Source organism: Rivularia sp. UHCC 0363 (assembly GCF_034931125.1).
Classification (GTDB): domain Bacteria; phylum Cyanobacteriota; class Cyanobacteriia; order Cyanobacteriales; family Nostocaceae; genus Rivularia.
In genome coordinates, this window is the sequence record NZ_JAYGHM010000002.1 from 118,250 (window position 1) to 135,126 (window position 16,877).

A 16,877-nucleotide genomic window follows, 5' to 3' on the forward strand; every position below is an offset into this window, starting at 1 on the left:
TAACTCCTAATTCCTCACTCCTAACTCTTTTAACTATCTTCATAAGCCATACCGTTAGCATCAGCATAACGATTCATAAAACGCATAAACCTGTCCCAGTGGTCATCTTGTTCAATTTCAAATTGACAATCAACTCGTTTTAATTCATCACCTTCGTCACCAGCAAAAATAAATTTAGTAGAAGAAGGAGTTACATTAATTTCCCCTTCTTCATCGGTCAAAAGCATTGAATTTAAAGACTTTTTTTTAAAGCTATTCAATTTTTCTATTGCCTCCATCCGATCAAATGTCATCAAAACAATGCGTTTCCCAGTATTAGGGTTACGACGCAAGCTGACGTTTCCTAATTTCTCATTAACACCAGCAAAAAATTGAATTGAAGGGGTAGACATGATAATTTATTATTTGTACAGCAATGACCTGTTTCCTACAGAAATATAAATACAAGAATTCCTGCAATGAAATTTATTATCGCAGGAATACTGTCATGATTAGTTAATAAAAATCGAAAATTCGCAATCAATTCGCTACTTTACTGGTAACTTGACGAACTGGGATTTCTACAACAACGTTGACCAGCCGTTGTCGCAACGTGCGTTAACAAAGCATCAGATAAGCTGCTACGCATTTAATTTGTATAGTACAAGATCGCAAGATGCATGTCCTTACGGACACGCTGCGCTACCGCACTACAACCTTTTCAAATTTTCGCATTATCCAATTTAGCTGCACATCAGCTTAAGAACTCAATTCTAAATATAAAACTATGGAAAAAAACTGGAATTACGAAACCAAAGTAGCAGAAATCGAAACCATAATATCTCACATCGAAGCCGGAGAATTACAGTTAGAAGAAGTATTTGAACAATTTAGCGCTGCTGTAAAATCTTTACGCGAATGTGAAAGTTTTTTGCAAAAGCAACAGCAACAGGTCGATCTAATGATTGAAACGCTAAAGGATAATGAACAATGAAAAATGATCAATGAACAAGCTCGCTGAAGTACTCTGCGGGTGATAATTAATAATTGTTAACTAATAATTGATAACTGCAATGGTTTTTCAAACTCAAGAATATGAAGCCCAACATTGGGTAAAAACACGTTCTTCTCTCGATTCTTCGGAGTCAACCTTTTTAACGTGGGGGGGTAATATTTATAGTTTTGTACCCGGTGAAAAGCGTAAATTGCTATTCAAAATGTTGGGAGTAAGTGTTAGTAGATGCGTTCTACACGAAGAAGGAAGCTGGGATTTTACATCTAGAGAATTAACTTATTATCTCCATCCAGAAACAGAAGAAATATTGCATAAATGGGAGAATCCTTTTACGGGGGAAACGGTAACGGTAATGCACGTTGCGAATAATCCCGTACAAGGTTATTTTAAAGGTAAATTTCCCGCTCAAGTAGAAGGTGATACAACAACTTTTGTATTCGATATATTCCCTACTTACCCCAATCCCCTAGCATCCAATCCCAAATTCGCCGAATACAGTCCCCAAGAAACTTATCAAGCAGCAGAATTATTTAAACTATCGGTCAAAACAGCAGATTTACTCAATCCGGAATTATCTTCAGTAACTCAACTCAAACTTAGCTGGGATAGAATCGGACAATGGGTTCCCTGGATGAAAATGGGTAAAAATCCCGGACAACTGATTTACAGTGCTTATGGTAGTAAAGTAAACGGTTTATCAGAATTACCCAAATTACTCCAGGATGAAATCAATAACCGCGTACCTCTATATAAAAATGCGCCAAAGTCATTTAAAGAAGGAGAAGATATTACTTCTTGGCTATACTTTGAAAAACACTTCGATGCTTATCTTGCTGGAGAAAGATTTCCGCTGACAGTAGAGGAAGATTGAGGGAGATAGGGAGACATTTACTCCCTACTCCCTTTAACCTTTTCGTGTAATTCCCCATCCTTCTACAAGGTGGGGATGTAATGACACCAAAAGCCTTATTGTTTCGTTCAAAATCACTCAAAGTGTCACACACTAGGCTGTGTACTTTGTGGGTTCCTTGGGCTAAAAGTTCATACAGTTTTTCTGTTGGCTTTCAAGTGGAGGCAGAGCCTCTGGTCATGGGTTCCCAGCCTCCGGCTGGGAACCAGTTAATGCATGAGCCAAAAACGGGTAAATTCTATCAAAGTCAACACCCTAGTCACACACCCTAAAAGAAAAAATGTGCTTTTTTGCTAAGTCCTATTAGTAAGAATATTTTAATACGTCAGCAAAGCCGTAAAGGCTAACAGTAAGTAACAGTAACGCCATTAACTTCGTAACTCGTGTTTGAGGAGTTGGAGCGATCGCCTCTCTGACTAATATAGAAACTGATGCACCAACCACCAAACTTAAGCCCAACACTAAGTAAGGTAAGCTGGTGAAAAAAGTGAAAATTGTCAGCATTATTAATGCCATACCTAGCATGATTAACTCTACAAATCTCGGTGGATTGTATTGACTCGCTAAGGTTAAGGTATGTATCCAAGAGTAACAGGTTCTGATCATAAGGGGATGGTGATGGGGGACAAGGGGATGGTAAGCCACTGCGTTGGGCGGTGAGTCTAGTTGGGGGTGTCGGTTTCCGTCCCTCAAACTAGCGAACCCGAAGGGGTTCCCCGACTTGTAGCAAGTGACGCAACCCGAAGGGGGGATAGGGGGACAAGGGGAAGATAATTCTTAACTCCTCACTCTTAACTCCTAACTATTCCCGATCCCCCGTATTTTCTCAAATTAAGAAAAATCTTTCAATTCAGCTGTACGTAAAGATATTTGTTGGGTACGATTGCCTCTTTGCACTTTTAACTGTAAATTTTCGCCGACACCGCTATTTTCCACTATAATCAGCAATTCTTCTCCGGTGCTGATGCTTTTTCCATCAACCGCAACAATTACATCTCCGACACGAATACCCGCATTAGCTGCTGGGGAATTTGGGATAACCCTTCCTACTAAAATACCTTTTACTTCCGGTACTTTGACTGGAGAATTAGGATTAGCGTTGATTCGTCGCGCTTCTTCGGGAGTCAAATCATCCATCCCTATACCTATAAACGGATGAGCAACTTTCCCGTTGCGTTGTAATTCACTGGTGATTTGTTTTGCTTTATCAATGGGAATCGCGAAACCGATACCCGTCGCATCAGCACGAATTGCCGTATTTATACCGATAACCTCACCTAATTCGTTTAATAAAGGACCACCTGAGTTTCCAGGATTAATCGCTGCATCGGTTTGAATAAACTCCAAACGCTTAGAGGAAATACCAACTTGAGCGCTGGGACGCTTCAGTGTACTGACAATTCCCAAAGTTACCGTATTATCGAAACCCAAAGGATTTCCCACTGCGATCGCCCAATCTCCAACTTGAACGTTGCTCGATGAACCCAGGGGTGCTACTGGTAAATCGCTACCAGCATTAATCTTCACGACTGCTAAATCCGTGACTTCATCAGCACCTTGAACTTTACCTTCAAACTTACGACCATCCTTCAGACGAACCGTTACTTTATCTGCTTTATCAACGACGTGAGCGTTGGTTAAAACTAACCCGCTTTTGTCAATAATGAAACCAGAACCCAAACCGCGCAACTGTTCCGGAGGCAAGTTTTTAGGTAGAGAATCGCCGAAAAACCGCCGAAAAAATGGGTCTTCCATAAAAGGCTCAGGAAGATTACGGCTTATCGTGCGTTCGGTATCAATCCGAACTACTGCACTGCCAACTCGATTAACAGCGGCCGTTACAAAACTCCTACTGGCGATCGGCGCAGGTGATGCACTAGTTTGGGCTATGAGTACAGATTCTGCCTGAGAAGGTAATACCCAAATATTAATGCTCAACAAAACCGCGATCGCAATTGCAAATAGATGTCTACTTAGTTGTCTTATTGACTTAGGAAAATATGTAAATTTCATCACCAAGACCGTTTTTTTCAGCCTCATTGTTAATTATTCTTGACAATTATGTTTATGATTGAAAGCAAGTAATGTCATAGGTTTTACTTATTAACGTTTTGTAGAACCCTGAATCGCCATTTTAAGCCCTTATGCTTAGTTGTAAGGCATGAAACAAACTGTACCTGCTGTTCAATTTATTAAAGATATTAGCAAAAATAGAGAAAGCGTTTCATTTACTTACAAAGCGAATAGCTTGTTATGAGGTAATCTGGGGATTGCACACACCCTAACTGACTTGAGCTTTGCGTTAGGATTATAAATACTGCCTAAACCCCAATCACAGCCCATGAATGGAACTTCAAACAAAAACGAGCAGATATTGAGTAATAGTACAGACAGTAAAAAACCAGAACACAGCCACAATCATCCGCACTCAGTTCACCCCCACGTTCATAGCGAAGAGTCTTTGCGAAAAATAGTTAATCGACTATCGCGTATAGAAGGGCATATTAGAGGAATAAAGACTATGGTGCAGCAAAATAGCCCTTGCCCCGACGTGTTGCTGCAAATTGCTGCGGTTAGAGGTGCAGTTGATAAAGTAGCGCGGATTGTTTTGGATGAACATTTAACAGAGTGCGTTGCTAGAGCCGCAAAAAATGGCAACATAGACGTTGAAATGCAAGAATTAAAGGCAGCTTTAGATAGATTTTTACCTTAATTAATCGGTAACTATAATTTTAATTTAGTCAGCCATTGAATATCTATATTCTTAATAGTTTAGGTAATAGTTTCAATCAATCTTAATGAGTCTAAATCATATTTTTCATTATTTCAGTGGTAATTCAAATAAACCACTGATTATTTTTTTGCATGGTTTTATGGGCAATACTAATGAATTTGATGAAGTTATATCTTTATTAAAAAATGATTTTTACTTTCTAAACATTGACCTTCCAGGACATGGCAAAACTCAAATGTTGGGTAATGATAATTGCTATACAATGGCTCATACTGCCGATATTTTGATAAAGTTATTGGATCAGTTAAAAGTTGATCGGTGCTTTTTACTCGGATATTCAATGGGTGGAAGATTAGCTTTATATTTAACGCTGCATTTTCCCCAGAGATTTTATAAAGTTATTCTAGAATCCGCTTCTCCTGGTTTGTTGACGGAAAAAGAAAGATTAGAAAGAATTAAACGAGATGAACAAATAGCTAGAAAATTAGCAAGAAGTATTGGAAGTGATTTTAATAAGTTTCTAGAGAATTGGTACAATCAATTGATTTTCGGCAACATCAAAAAGCATCTTCAATTTGAGCAGATGATCGCAAATCGGTTGCAAAACAATCCCTTAGAATTAGCTAAATCCTTGCGGTTGATGGGTACGGGAGTTCAACCAGCTTTGTGGGAGAAATTACGCGAAAATCAAGTTCCGTTACTTTTATTAGTGGGAGAGAACGACCAAAAATTTATCGAGATAAATAGGAGAATGACTCAAATTAATAATTTATGTGAGTTGAGAATTATTGAAAATGCTGCTCACAATATTCATCTAGAGAATACATTAAAATTTGTACAAAATATTCGTGATTTTTTCAATTTGTCGTAGGGTGTATTGAGTCAACACCACAACCTCAATCATCATTGAGTCTTCTTGAGTGCGCTTAATTCTTCTTGCAAAACTTTCTGATAAATTCTTGGTAAACTACTGCTGACCGAATTAGTTTCGATCCCATATCCCAAACTTGTCCAGGTAGGAGAGAGAGTTTTTAAAACTTGATTTACTTTTCCTTCTCGTAACAATTGAGCAATATTAACTCCCCATTCCTTAGAATCGCTCAACCAGCTATAAACAACTTTGTCTTGATATTCCGGTTCAAAACTGTAGCTAGCCCAAAACATCATCGGCATTGGCTGCTCTGGGTGATAGCGAGAAGCAATCCTAAACCAAGTGGTATTAATAACTTGGTATCTACCCGCAGCTGTCGAACAGTTTCCTGTATTTGGTCCGACAGGAATTCTGACACATTTCTCAGGATGACGACTCAAATCGCTGACGTGTTCACCACCATACAAAATAGAATAAGGACGTTTACTACTAGCTTCACTTGCAGAAATAGTTCGCATTAAAGCGCGAACATAAGGATCACCACCTGTCATCACTAAAGGCGGCTGTTTTTTCTGAAAAACCGGGTCGCTATTAGGTTCAAAGCTACCGTAAATATACCACTGAAACATACAAACAAAGGCGAGGAGAGCGGATAAGGGCCCAATAATTTTTTCAACACCTTTGAAGTAAAAACCTTTAAGAGTTTTACTCATTAATATTACTTAAGATAGCTCAATAAAATATAACAACAATCATAAATCCAACCATTCCGGCAATATTTATTAATTGAACCGGACTGTCGAACACCTCCAATTCTAACAATGATTATTTTTGTGCGATCGCGAAATTATGAAAGGGGATAGGTGAGTATAATTCGTAATTCGTAATTCGTAATTAATGCCCCATAAATTAAATTTAGGGGCTTCGGTAGAGTCATTACCACGGGGGGGCTTCAGACCTTAAAATTTTACTCGGTGAGGAGGGAGACAAGGGGATAGGGGGATGGGGAGACAAGGGGAAAAATTCATAATTCCGGCAATCCTAACTCCTAACTCTTTAATCCAAAATCCATTCACGAAGTGTGTCCGAAGGACATAATCCAAAATCTAAAATTTTATTACTCCCTACTCGCTTATTAAGCAACTGCTGCAAATAACTCTCCAAAGCTTTTAGCAGTAGCATCTTCTTTGGAAACAATTTCGACAATTTTATTGCTGGAAGCCGGTTCAAACAGCGATTCTACACAAACTTGAGCGACTTTTTGCCGGGGAATACTGCCGTCAAACATTGTATCTGCCGATTTCATGACGATGGGATTGCTGTTGTCTTCGTTTTTCAATCCACCCGGACGCACTATTGTATAAGTCAAACCGCTTTTCTGAAGGTATTCCTCTGCTTGCTTCTTCCAAACCAAAATTAACCAAAATAAATTTAGCGGATGGAACAGCTTGGAAGTACACAACGAAGAAACAAACGTAAAATGTTCTATTCCTTTAAGTTTCGCAGCATCCACCAAATTTTTCGTACCTTCATAATCTACTTTGTAAGGTCCAGTGGGATCGAAACTCGGTGCTGCACCAGTCGCACATAATAACACTGTGCTATCTCCTAGAGCCACAGATAAATCCGGTTTTAAAACATCACCTTGCACTAAGTCCACTGCTTCAGGCAAAATACTTCTAGCTTTTTCTATATCTCTTACTAATGCACGAACCGGAATATTACGCACCATCAACTCCTGCACGATGCGTCTTCCCGTCTCACCTGTTGCCCCTGCTACAAAAGCTTTCATGATAATTCTCTACCAATGGAAACATATATCATTGTTCTTTCTTCTCTATTGTAGAGTAATGGTAAATTTTATGTCAGATTGTTAATGTTTCGGTAAATTTGTCTTGGTAGTGCGAAACATCTCATCTACGATGGGAATTATTATTTTAAATAAACTTAAAAGTATACAGGAATGCACTTATGGTTTCAACCAATCGAGAGTATAAATCTTACGAAACGGAGGAAACAATTATATCTGTAACATCAAATTTATCGGATAGCCAAGAACTATCTTTAGAGTTAGATTTAGACCAAGAAACTAAATTTTCCTGTACATTCAGCGACTGTATGGAGTTAACCGCACCAGCCCCGGTCGTTGCTGAATATTTGAACAATCACTCAGAATGGTTTTCTCGTTGCGCTCAACCAATGAAAGTGCAACCTTTGGGGGAGAATGGTTACGAATTAACAATCGGTCGTTTTGGCTCTTTTGGTTACGAGGTGGAGCCAAAAATCGGTTTAGAGCTTTTACCTCCTGAAGAAGGCGTTTACCAGATTAACACCATTCCCGTTCCTGACTATGAACCCCTCGGTTACGACGTAGATTATCGCGCATCGCTACAGCTAGTCGAAAGCGAAACCGCCGAAATTCCGGCACAATCGACCACTACCAAAGTCGAATGGCAACTGTATTTAACCGTTTACGTGCAATTTCCTAAATTTATCAACCGTTTACCAAAATCCTTAATTCAAAACACTGGCGATCGCTTACTCAATCAAATCGTTCGTCAAGTGTCTCGTCGTTTAACACGCAAAGTTCAAGATAATTTTCATCAATCTTTAGGCGTACCTTTTTCAGATTAATAAAAAAAACATCAAAAATGAAGTATGAAGCATGATAATCCACCTTCATACTTCAAACTTTATATCACTGTCTAATATTCCACCAAATAAAGGGTTAATTGAGTACTAAGCTTTACTAAGAATCTTCTGCACAATTTGCACGCCACTGATAGCTTGGTAAGTAAACAGACCTAAAATAGTAAAATTCAACAAAATATGAGTCATCCGCGCCCAATTTGCTCCTTTTTGCATAAACGGAGATAAAGAAGCGGAAAAACCAATCAAAGCTGTCATACCCAATCCAATTAATAGATGAGGTCCGACAAATAATTTACCATTGTTAATATAGGTAACAGCCATCCCACCAATAGAACCCGATACCATCAGCGCTAACAATATCGAGCCAATTTGAAAGTGCTTAATATTGTATTTACCTTTAATTAGCTCTTTCTTCTCTTCACCCTGAGCATTTCTGGTACGCTGTACCTGTAAACCTAAGTAAGCTGCATAAATACTACATAATAACAGCGCCCACATTAAAACAGGATGAAAAAATTGCATCCAGTATTTAACTTCTGGCGAAAGTTCCAAATTCATTGTGTTCTCCCCAATACAGAAATCTTCATAAAAATTAGCATAGCGCGTCGAGGGAATGGGGAGTAGGAAATGGGAAAATGAAAATTAATTGGGCATGGGGCATTGGATTTTAGATTTTGGATTGGGATAAGGATCGCCGGAGTTATAAATTACTAATTACGTAAGACAGGGAATTAAAAACAACTGCCTAATAACTAACAACTAACCAAAAAATGAGCAAAAACAATGATTTGCTACTAGAAGCGGCTAAAAGTGGCGATATTAAGAAGGTAGAAAAAGTTTTGGGTACAGGTGTTTCACCTAGTTTCAAAGATAAAGATGGTACTACAGCGTTGATGTTTGCGGCGAATTCTGGCTATACCGAAATCGTCAAAATGCTTATAGATTCGGGTGCAAATATTAATTATCAAAGAAAACGTTATGGTTTAACGGCTTTAATGTTAGCAAGCGCGACAAATCAACTTGACATTGTACGCATATTAATATCAAAAGGTGCGGATATCAATGCTGTTAATGAAGACGGCAGTACGGCTTTGATGATAGCGGCTCTCAAAGGTTATAGTCGTGTAGTGCAAGCTTTAGTAGATGCTGGTGCTAAAGTAAATCTTCAAGATAAAGATAGCGATACAGCTTTACAATTAGCTGTTAAACAAGGACATTCTGCTGTAGTCGAAATTTTACTCAAAGCAGAAGCTGATGTAAATTTCCGGGATGAAGAAGGGGAAACTTTACTAATGGTAGCTGCTGAAAAAGGATATTTGGGAGTAGTTGAAGCATTATTAACTGCAAATATTGATGTAAATGCCCAAAATACTGATGGAGAAACGGCATTATCCATAGCTGTAGCGGCACGACACACTTCTGTAGTCGCAACTTTAGTTAATATTGGAGCCAATGTCAACTTGCAGGATCAAGATGCAGAAACACCTTTACATATAGCAGTTGTGGAAGGTCTCACCGACATTGTAGAACTACTTCTTAACGCTGGTGCGGATGTCAACAAAACAAATAATCTAGGTGACACACCCCTACTTGTAGCGGCTTTGCAGGGATACAGCACCATTGTCAAAGCATTGATAAAACAAGGTGCCGATGTAGAAGCAACATTAGAAGAAACACCGTTAACTCTAGCAACATTACAAGGAAATACTGAAACTGTAAAAATGTTGCTGGAAAATGGTGCGAATCCTAATACTCAATTAAAAGATCGGAAAACACTATTAACTGAAGCTACAAAACGCAATTTTAAAACAGTAACTCAAGAATTATTAGCGCATGGTGCTGATATTAACGTTAAAGACGGAAACAGCGCAACAGCATTGATGTGGGCAACATCGCTGGGTTATTTAAAAATGGTAGAAGTGTTATTAGAAGCTGGTGCGGATATCAACTTGAAAAATCGAGGTGGTTATACTGCATTGATGCTCGCTGAATTTAACGGCTATCCAAGTATTGTCAAAATGTTGCAAGCAGCTGGAGCGGAGTGAAAGCAGTGCGGGAATTTATGGCTTTTATCAAATCTCAACTACTTGATGCAAAAAGAATGCAAACTTTAGAGGAATTATCAGCGGAAGCTCAGGAACTAAATATGGGATACTAAAATATCAAAGATTCTCAGTCCACAGGAAACCCACATTGCTTTTCGCCGAATTCTCCCCCATCGCTTTTATCGCTACGACTCCCACGGGTGCAAAGAAGCTTCAACAACTTTGCCAAAGTAATGCTGCAATATGGGTTCCAGAATCCCTATCCCAAATCAGTTCCACAAAAATATACAAAGGTTATCTGAAAAATCACGTAGCCGAGTTGTGGGATAATCATCAAGCTTTTGTCTTCTGTTTAGCTACAGGTGCGGTGGTTAGACTAATTTCCACTTTGTTAAAAGATAAATCTACCGATCCAGCAGTGGTAGTAATAGATGAAACTGGAAGATTCGTTATAAGTTTATGTGGTGGACATCAAGGAGGTGCCGATAAATTAGCAAAATTGATTGCTTTACAACTTGGTGCAACAGCCGTTTTAACAGGAGCTTCCAACAGTTTAGGATTACCTGCGGTAGATATGTTGGGTGTCCCCTTCGGATGGTGTCGCGGTGAAGGTGATTGGAATGCCGTTAGTGCAGCAGTCGCGAAAGGGGAAGATGTACAAGTAATCCAAGAAGCCGGTTCAACCTTATGGCAAAATCATTTACCCGAACTAAATCCCTTTAAATTCAGCAAATCACCAACCACAAAAGCCAAAATCTATATCACCTATAAATCTTCTCCACCCCTCTCCCCCTCTCCCCCTCTCCCCATCATCCATTGGCATCCCAGAGTCTTATGGGTAGGAATTGGTTGCGAAAGAAATACATCAAAACAGGTAATTGCAGAGGCGATCGCTAAAGTATTTGCAGAAAATCAATTTTCACTTTCCGCCATAGCAGGTATCGCCACAATTGATATTAAGAGTAATGAAGTTGGCTTAATAGAACTTTGCCACGAGCGAAACTTACCGATTATAACCTTTTCATCCGAAATTCTCCGCACGGTAGCAGTACCCAATCCTTCCCAAGTTGTGGAGAAAGAAGTAGGAACCCCCAGCGTAGCTGAAGCAGCGGCAATCATGGCAGCTAATCAAACGTCTCTACAGGTCTCCAAACAAATTTATCGTCCTTCAATCCAAAATCAAAAAGGTGCCGTAACGGTTGCAGTTGCCGCTTCGGAAAAAGAATACATCGGTAAAGCAGGTAAATTACTGCTTGTAGGAACGGGACCGGGAAACCTCGACCAAATGACTCCAGCGGCACAAACAGCCGTAGCTAGCGCCGATGCGGTAATTGGTTATGGTTTATATATTGACCTGATTGCTCCTATCCTCCAGAAACACCAAATCATCGAAGCTTTGCCGATTACCAGAGAACGCGATCGCGCATCTCGGGCAATTGAGTTAGCACGTTGGGGTTTGACTGTAGCAGTTATATCTTCCGGTGATAGTGGAATTTACGGAATGGGTGGCTTAGTCATGGAAGACTTACAAGCTAGTGGTTGGGATGGTAAAAGTCCCAGCGTTGAAGTATTTCCTGGAGTAAGTGCCTTTCAATCGGCTGCTGCGCGGGTCGGTACACCCCTAATGCACGATTTTTGTGCAGTTAGTTTAAGCGATTTGCTTACCCCTTGGGAGGTAATTGTCAAGCGTTTGGAAGCAGCAGCAGCAGCGGATTTTGTCACCGCTTTATACAATCCCAAATCTCAAACCCGTACTCAGCAGTTAGTTGAAGCAAGAGAAATTTTTCTGAAATACCGCAACCCCGATACTCCAGTAGCAGTAGTGCGATCGGTTTACCGCGAAGACGAGCAAATTACTATAACTACTTTAGAAAAATTATTAGATGTACCAGTAGATATGTTGACCACCGTTTTGATTGGGAACCAAAGTACTCGCAGTTATGGTGAGTGGATGATAACCCCAAGGGGATACAGGATATCAGGTTAAAGGTCAAAGGTTAAAGGTCAAGGGTTATTAATTGAAAATGTTGGACTCTTGTGGGATAGAGAGCAGCGCGTTGCGGTGAAACACTTGCGGTAGTGAGACAGTGTAGTCCTGGGGGTTTCCCCTTGATTACTCAAATTTAACTAATTTACACAATTCGATAAAAATCTTTGCACGTCATAAATAAGCTTGATATCGAACGATTTGAGTACTAAGTAATTGCTTTCCACTCGAAGTACTTCTTGATGCTTATTGAGTTGTTTCTCATTAATCCTTACAATCAGTAAATTAGTACACAACTTTAATTCACATTTTCTGCTATCCGAGGGAGTAAAATGAATCGTCCGATTATATTAGGTATCGTAGGTGACAGCGCTGCGGGTAAAACAACCTTAACCAAAGGTATTGCACAGGTATTAGGACCGGAAGATGTCACCGTTATTTGTACGGACGATTATCATAGGTATGATCGCAAGCAGCGTGCGGAGATAGGTATTACCGCTATTCATCCTGACTGCAACTATTTGGATATTATGCAGCAACACCTTTTTCAGTTGCGTAATGGGCTACCAATTCTGAAGCCGGTGTATAACCATACAACAGGTGATTTAGATGCACCGGAGTATATAAAGCCCGGTAAATTTGTGATCGTTGAAGGATTGCTTGGTTATTCGACTCGTAAAGCCAGAGAATGTTACGATGTCAAAGTTTATCTTGCTCCCCCCGAATCTCTACGTGCAAAGTGGAAAGTGAAGCGAGATACCCAAAAACGCGGATACACCGAAGAACAGGTTTTAAGTCAACTCAAACAGCGCGAACCAGATTCAGAAAACTTTATTCGTCCCCAACGTCAATGGTCGGATATTGTGATCAGTTTCTATCCTCCCGATGATGATTCCGAGCAAAATAACGGACATTTGAATGTGCGTTTAGTATTACGTCCGACAATACCCCACCCAGATTTTACGCAAATAATTAACGGGAATGGCAGTTCCATGTCAGCAATTCGCTTAGATTTAGATAGAGATATGAGCAAACCCGTTGACGTTTTAGAAGTAGACGGACACGCGACATTAGAGCAGGTAAACCGATTAGAGCAAGTAATCTGTTCCGATATGCCTTATTTAAAAAACGTTTGCGATCGCGAAAGTAATCCAGATTTAGGCAAAGTTGCTGGCACCACCGGGGAGAGTATCCAAAGTTACCCGTTAGCTCTTACCCAGCTATTAATTACTTACCATATGCTCAAAGCAACACAAACTTCTCAAGAAGGTTTACAAGTTAAAGTTTAGTTTTGAACCGGGGAAGATTAGTGAATTAAGAATTATCTTCCTCTTTTCATTTTCAAAATTTTAAGTATTTGCTTCCTTGAAAGATAAATTCTTCAGGTCAAACTGGGATAAATAAAGGTAGGTACACTTATCATCGTTATTCCCCAGTTTATCTATGACCTACTGCCTGAGAATTGCCGATATGGCTGAAAATGAACGTCCGCGAGAACGTTTACTAACTTATGGTGCCAAAGTTTTAGCTACTGCCGAGTTAATTGCAATTCTACTCGGTACGGGTCAAGGTCCTGGGAAGTTATCAGCAGTAGGTTTGGGACAATATATTTTACAGGAATTAGGCAAGCATCAGCGCGAACCTTTAGCAGTCTTGCGAGATATCAGCGCTGCTGAATTGATCCAAATTCCTGGAATTGGACCAGCAAAAGCAACAGCGATTTTAGCCGCGATCGAATTGGGTAAACGTACTTTTCAAGCTCGTCCGGGAGAAGGTACATTAATTGATAGTCCAGCAGCTGCGGCTGCTGCGTTGAGTCAAGATTTGATGTGGCAACAAAAAGAAAGATTTGCAGTAGTGCTGTTAGACGTAAAAAATCGTTTATTAGGAACTCAAGTAATTACCATTGGAACCGCAACAGAAACTTTAGCACCCCCACGCGAGATATTTCGGGAAGTAATACGTCAAGGTGCAACCCGTTTGATAGTCGCTCACAATCATCCCTCAGCAAGCTTAGAACCCAGCCCCGAAGATATCGAATTAACCCGTCAACTGTTAGCTGGAGCGCAATTTTTAGACATTCCGCTGATAGATCACCTCATACTCGGTGATGGAGATTTCCAAAGTTTGCGCGAAATTACTACCTTATGGGATGAGTATCCCCAGGGAGTTTAGTATTAGTAGTAGTCTATTTCATTCATTTTTGACAGGTTCGGGTAGTGCGTGTGCGGAAGACAGCAGATTCACGCAGCGTCGCACCAGAACTAATAAAACGCACTACTAGTACTTCACCACATAAGTTATGAGGGGTTAACGTAGTGCGTTCACGAAGTGTGCGCGTTCACCGCAAGGTGTTCCCGCAGGGTAGCGCGAGCGTCCCGCTCGCTCGTTGCTTTTAGCCCGCTCGCTATTGTCACGAGCGACCAAGATGGTCGCACTACGAATGCGTTACCCATCAAAGTTAGTGTGACAGACTACTAGTAGTCTGTCACATAAGTTATGAGGGGTTAACGTAGTGCGTTCACGAAGTGTGCGCTCGTTGCTTTTAGCCCGCTCGCTATTGTCACGAGCGACCAAGATGGTCGCACTACGAATGTATTGCCCATCAAAATTAATGTGGTGGACTACTAGTCCAAATTATTAATTTTGAAGGCTTATATCTCAGTCCTATTTATAGGACTTTCGCTATTAGACGGGGGTTGAAAACCACTGACGGGTTGTGACGAAAACCAGTCAAATTAATGCAATCGACCACTACTTTAAACAAAAAAAAATGCAGAGAGGTGTTTTGCATCCGTCTCTACATTATTGTTTCAAACTTAATTATTCTTTTGATGTTGATATTACCTGCTTTTCAAGCATAGGAGGAAAAATCATCAGCAATATTTTCTCTAATAGGCTCCTTTTTTCTCTAAGATTACTGTGATGGTTTGCAAGATAATCTGCAAATCTAATGAAAGCGACCAATTTTCCATGTAGGTTTTATCTAAGTCAATCACTTTCTCAAAGTCGAGAATATCAGAGCGACCGGAGATTTGCCATAAACCTGTAATTCCGGGGAGAACTTCTTGACGAATAAAGTGGTGGTCGGAAAACTTCTGTACATCTCTTACAGGTAAAGGACGAGGACCTACCAAACTCATTTCTCCAAATAAAACGTTAAATAACTGAGGCAATTCATCTAAACTATAGCGACGGAGAAAATTTCCTATTCTGGTAATGCGTGGGTCATCTTTGATTTTAAAGAGAATTCCATCTTTAGTTTCGTTACGTGCTTCTAGTTCTTTTTGTAATGCGTCTGCATTAGTCACCATCGTGCGAAATTTCCATACTTGGAAAGATTTTCCATGCAAACCAATACGAGTTTGTTTATAAAATACTGGACCTGGAGAATCAAATTTGATTAGTAAAGCAATCAACAGATAAATTGGTGACGTAAATAAGATAAATAGTGCCGAACTACAAAAATCAAAGTACCGTTTTATCCAGAAATCACTACCTGTGATAGTTGGTGGCATAAAATTTAATATTGGGATACCACCAATCATTTTCAGTTCTAATCTTTGCTCTACAGCTTGTAACTCAATCGGTAAAATATGTAATATAACACCTGCATTTCGCAACTTCCAATAAAGATACATTCTGCTTTGTATTGACTGCCATGAACAAACGAATACTTCAGCTACCCCTTGGTTAATAATGTCGTCTAAGGTTGCGGATAAATGACCTTTTGATGAAGCAATTAAATCAACATTTTTCCAACCTACAATATTATAACAATTTTGTTTATCTAATAGTTTGATAGCTTTCTGTTTATCTTGCGGAGAGCAGATTAAATACGTTGGACAAGTAATTAAATTTTGCTTTCTCAGGCGCATAATGGCAGTATTTACCATAAATCGACCCGAACAAGTAATAGCTATGCTCAGCAGCCATGCTGTGACAAAAGTTTCCCTCGGGAAAAAGTTATTTTGTAAATAAAGATATTCAAAAAGTATTAATAGAAAATAAGAGAATGTTATTGTTTTGGTTAGATTAGAATAGTCGCGCCGTTTTTCACCGGCTTCGTATAATCCTTGGGTTGCAATCAGACAAATTTGAATGGCAATAGTTGAAAGTATAAAAAGTGAATTGTTTTGCTCAAACAAACTAATGTTAGAACTAGTATTGTAGGCTTGCGCTATTTCTAAAGCGAATCCTAAGCATATTCCGTCTACTGCAATAAGAGTTGTTTTACGAAGCCATATTGCACCGGCTCTTTTGCGTAGTTGTGTTAAAGATGGTGCGCGTAAATCTAAAACTTTATTTCCTGATAACTCGCTAACAAAAGACATAATGTTTGGTAAATTCCTGATTAACTATATTAAACATAATTTTTATGGTGTGATATTATTGTGACATAATAATATATAAGAAACATAAAATCAAACAAAATTAATATCAGCTTTTTATTGGTTTAATAGTAATCATAAAATCTCTATTTTTCGCATGATTTTTAACCTATATTAATATTTTTTGAAATACAATTGGTATCAGCACATTGTTAATAAATATTTAATCCAGCTATCTATAACGGTTTTCAACGAGTAAAATTTTAAGGTCTGAGCAAGACGGATTTATCCGTGGTAATGACTCTACCGAAGCCCCTAAATTTAATTTATGGGGCATTAATTACGAATTACGA

Annotated in this window: 17 protein-coding genes; 10 read left to right on the top strand and 7 right to left on the bottom strand. The window is 39.3% G+C overall.

What is annotated here, in order from left to right:
* Positions 1–29: 29 nt before the first annotated feature.
* Positions 30–392, bottom strand: a complete 363-nt coding sequence (gene psb28, locus VB797_RS01770; protein ID WP_416350827.1) for a photosystem II reaction center protein Psb28 — start codon at positions 390–392, stop codon at positions 30–32.
* Positions 393–766: 374 nt separating this feature from the next.
* On the opposite strand from psb28, the gene xseB reads away from it, so the two are divergent.
* From xseB to VB797_RS01785, 3 genes are all read left to right on the top strand, one after another.
* A complete protein-coding gene (xseB, locus tag VB797_RS01775; protein WP_323235902.1) occupies positions 767–973 on the top strand; it encodes an exodeoxyribonuclease VII small subunit in 207 nt (68 codons plus the stop codon).
* Between the two features lie 79 nt (positions 974–1,052).
* On the top strand, positions 1,053–1,865 hold the full coding sequence (locus VB797_RS01780) for a DUF1838 domain-containing protein (RefSeq protein WP_323235903.1): 813 nt from the start codon (positions 1,053–1,055) through the stop codon (positions 1,863–1,865).
* Positions 1,866–1,945: 80 nt separating this feature from the next.
* Positions 1,946–2,176: a hypothetical protein gene (locus VB797_RS01785; protein WP_323235904.1), complete on the top strand. Its 231-nt coding sequence runs from the start codon at positions 1,946–1,948 to the stop codon at positions 2,174–2,176.
* A gap of 31 nt (positions 2,177–2,207) precedes the next feature.
* Here VB797_RS01785 and VB797_RS01790 read toward each other — a convergent pair whose 3' ends face one another.
* Positions 2,208–2,510, bottom strand: coding sequence for a hypothetical protein (locus VB797_RS01790; RefSeq protein ID WP_323235905.1), 303 nt, complete (start codon positions 2,508–2,510; stop codon positions 2,208–2,210).
* A gap of 225 nt (positions 2,511–2,735) precedes the next feature.
* On the bottom strand, positions 2,736–3,917 hold the full coding sequence (locus tag VB797_RS01795; protein ID WP_323235906.1) for an HhoA/HhoB/HtrA family serine endopeptidase: 1,182 nt from the start codon (positions 3,915–3,917) through the stop codon (positions 2,736–2,738).
* 328 nt (positions 3,918–4,245) lie between these two features.
* Between VB797_RS01795 and VB797_RS01800 the strand changes: the two genes are divergently transcribed.
* Both VB797_RS01800 and menH read left to right on the top strand, forming a co-directional pair.
* Positions 4,246–4,617, top strand: coding sequence for a metal-sensing transcriptional repressor (locus VB797_RS01800; protein WP_323235907.1), 372 nt, complete (start codon positions 4,246–4,248; stop codon positions 4,615–4,617).
* 85 nt (positions 4,618–4,702) lie between these two features.
* On the top strand, positions 4,703–5,509 hold the full coding sequence (gene menH / locus VB797_RS01805; protein ID WP_323235908.1) for a 2-succinyl-6-hydroxy-2,4-cyclohexadiene-1-carboxylate synthase: 807 nt from the start codon (positions 4,703–4,705) through the stop codon (positions 5,507–5,509).
* A gap of 32 nt (positions 5,510–5,541) precedes the next feature.
* Here menH and VB797_RS01810 read toward each other — a convergent pair whose 3' ends face one another.
* Positions 5,542–6,222 (bottom strand): glycoside hydrolase family protein, encoded by a 681-nt coding sequence (locus VB797_RS01810; protein WP_323235909.1) that lies wholly within the window; start codon positions 6,220–6,222, stop codon positions 5,542–5,544.
* Positions 6,223–6,644: 422 nt separating this feature from the next.
* The gene (locus tag VB797_RS01815) at positions 6,645–7,301 is read right to left on the bottom strand and encodes an NAD(P)H-binding protein (RefSeq protein WP_323235910.1); all 657 of its coding nucleotides are present in this window, start codon (positions 7,299–7,301) and stop codon (positions 6,645–6,647) included.
* Positions 7,302–7,480: 179 nt separating this feature from the next.
* On the opposite strand from VB797_RS01815, the gene VB797_RS01820 reads away from it, so the two are divergent.
* Positions 7,481–8,143 carry a DUF1997 domain-containing protein gene (locus VB797_RS01820; protein ID WP_323235911.1) on the top strand — a complete coding sequence of 221 codons (663 nt, stop codon included), beginning with the start codon at positions 7,481–7,483 and terminating at the stop codon, positions 8,141–8,143.
* A gap of 105 nt (positions 8,144–8,248) precedes the next feature.
* On the opposite strand, the gene VB797_RS01825 is transcribed toward VB797_RS01820, so the two are convergent.
* Complete coding sequence (locus VB797_RS01825) at positions 8,249–8,719, bottom strand: DUF4079 domain-containing protein (RefSeq protein ID WP_323235912.1); 471 nt, start codon at positions 8,717–8,719, stop codon at positions 8,249–8,251.
* A 212-nt stretch (positions 8,720–8,931) separates the two neighbouring features.
* On the opposite strand from VB797_RS01825, the gene VB797_RS01830 reads away from it, so the two are divergent.
* From VB797_RS01830 to radC, 4 genes are all read left to right on the top strand, one after another.
* Entirely contained in the window at positions 8,932–10,206 is a 1,275-nt protein-coding gene (locus VB797_RS01830; protein ID WP_323235913.1) for an ankyrin repeat domain-containing protein, read from the top strand.
* Between the two features lie 148 nt (positions 10,207–10,354).
* Positions 10,355–12,193 (top strand): precorrin-3B C(17)-methyltransferase, encoded by a 1,839-nt coding sequence (cobJ, locus tag VB797_RS01835; protein WP_323235914.1) that lies wholly within the window; start codon positions 10,355–10,357, stop codon positions 12,191–12,193.
* 332 nt (positions 12,194–12,525) lie between these two features.
* Positions 12,526–13,482, top strand: coding sequence for a phosphoribulokinase (locus VB797_RS01840; protein WP_323235915.1), 957 nt, complete (start codon positions 12,526–12,528; stop codon positions 13,480–13,482).
* A gap of 154 nt (positions 13,483–13,636) precedes the next feature.
* Positions 13,637–14,368, top strand: coding sequence for a RadC family protein (radC, locus tag VB797_RS01845; protein ID WP_323235916.1), 732 nt, complete (start codon positions 13,637–13,639; stop codon positions 14,366–14,368).
* Positions 14,369–15,084: 716 nt separating this feature from the next.
* On the opposite strand, the gene VB797_RS01850 is transcribed toward radC, so the two are convergent.
* A complete protein-coding gene (locus VB797_RS01850) occupies positions 15,085–16,527 on the bottom strand; it encodes a sugar transferase (protein ID WP_323235917.1) in 1,443 nt (480 codons plus the stop codon).
* Positions 16,528–16,877: the final 350 nt, after the last annotated feature.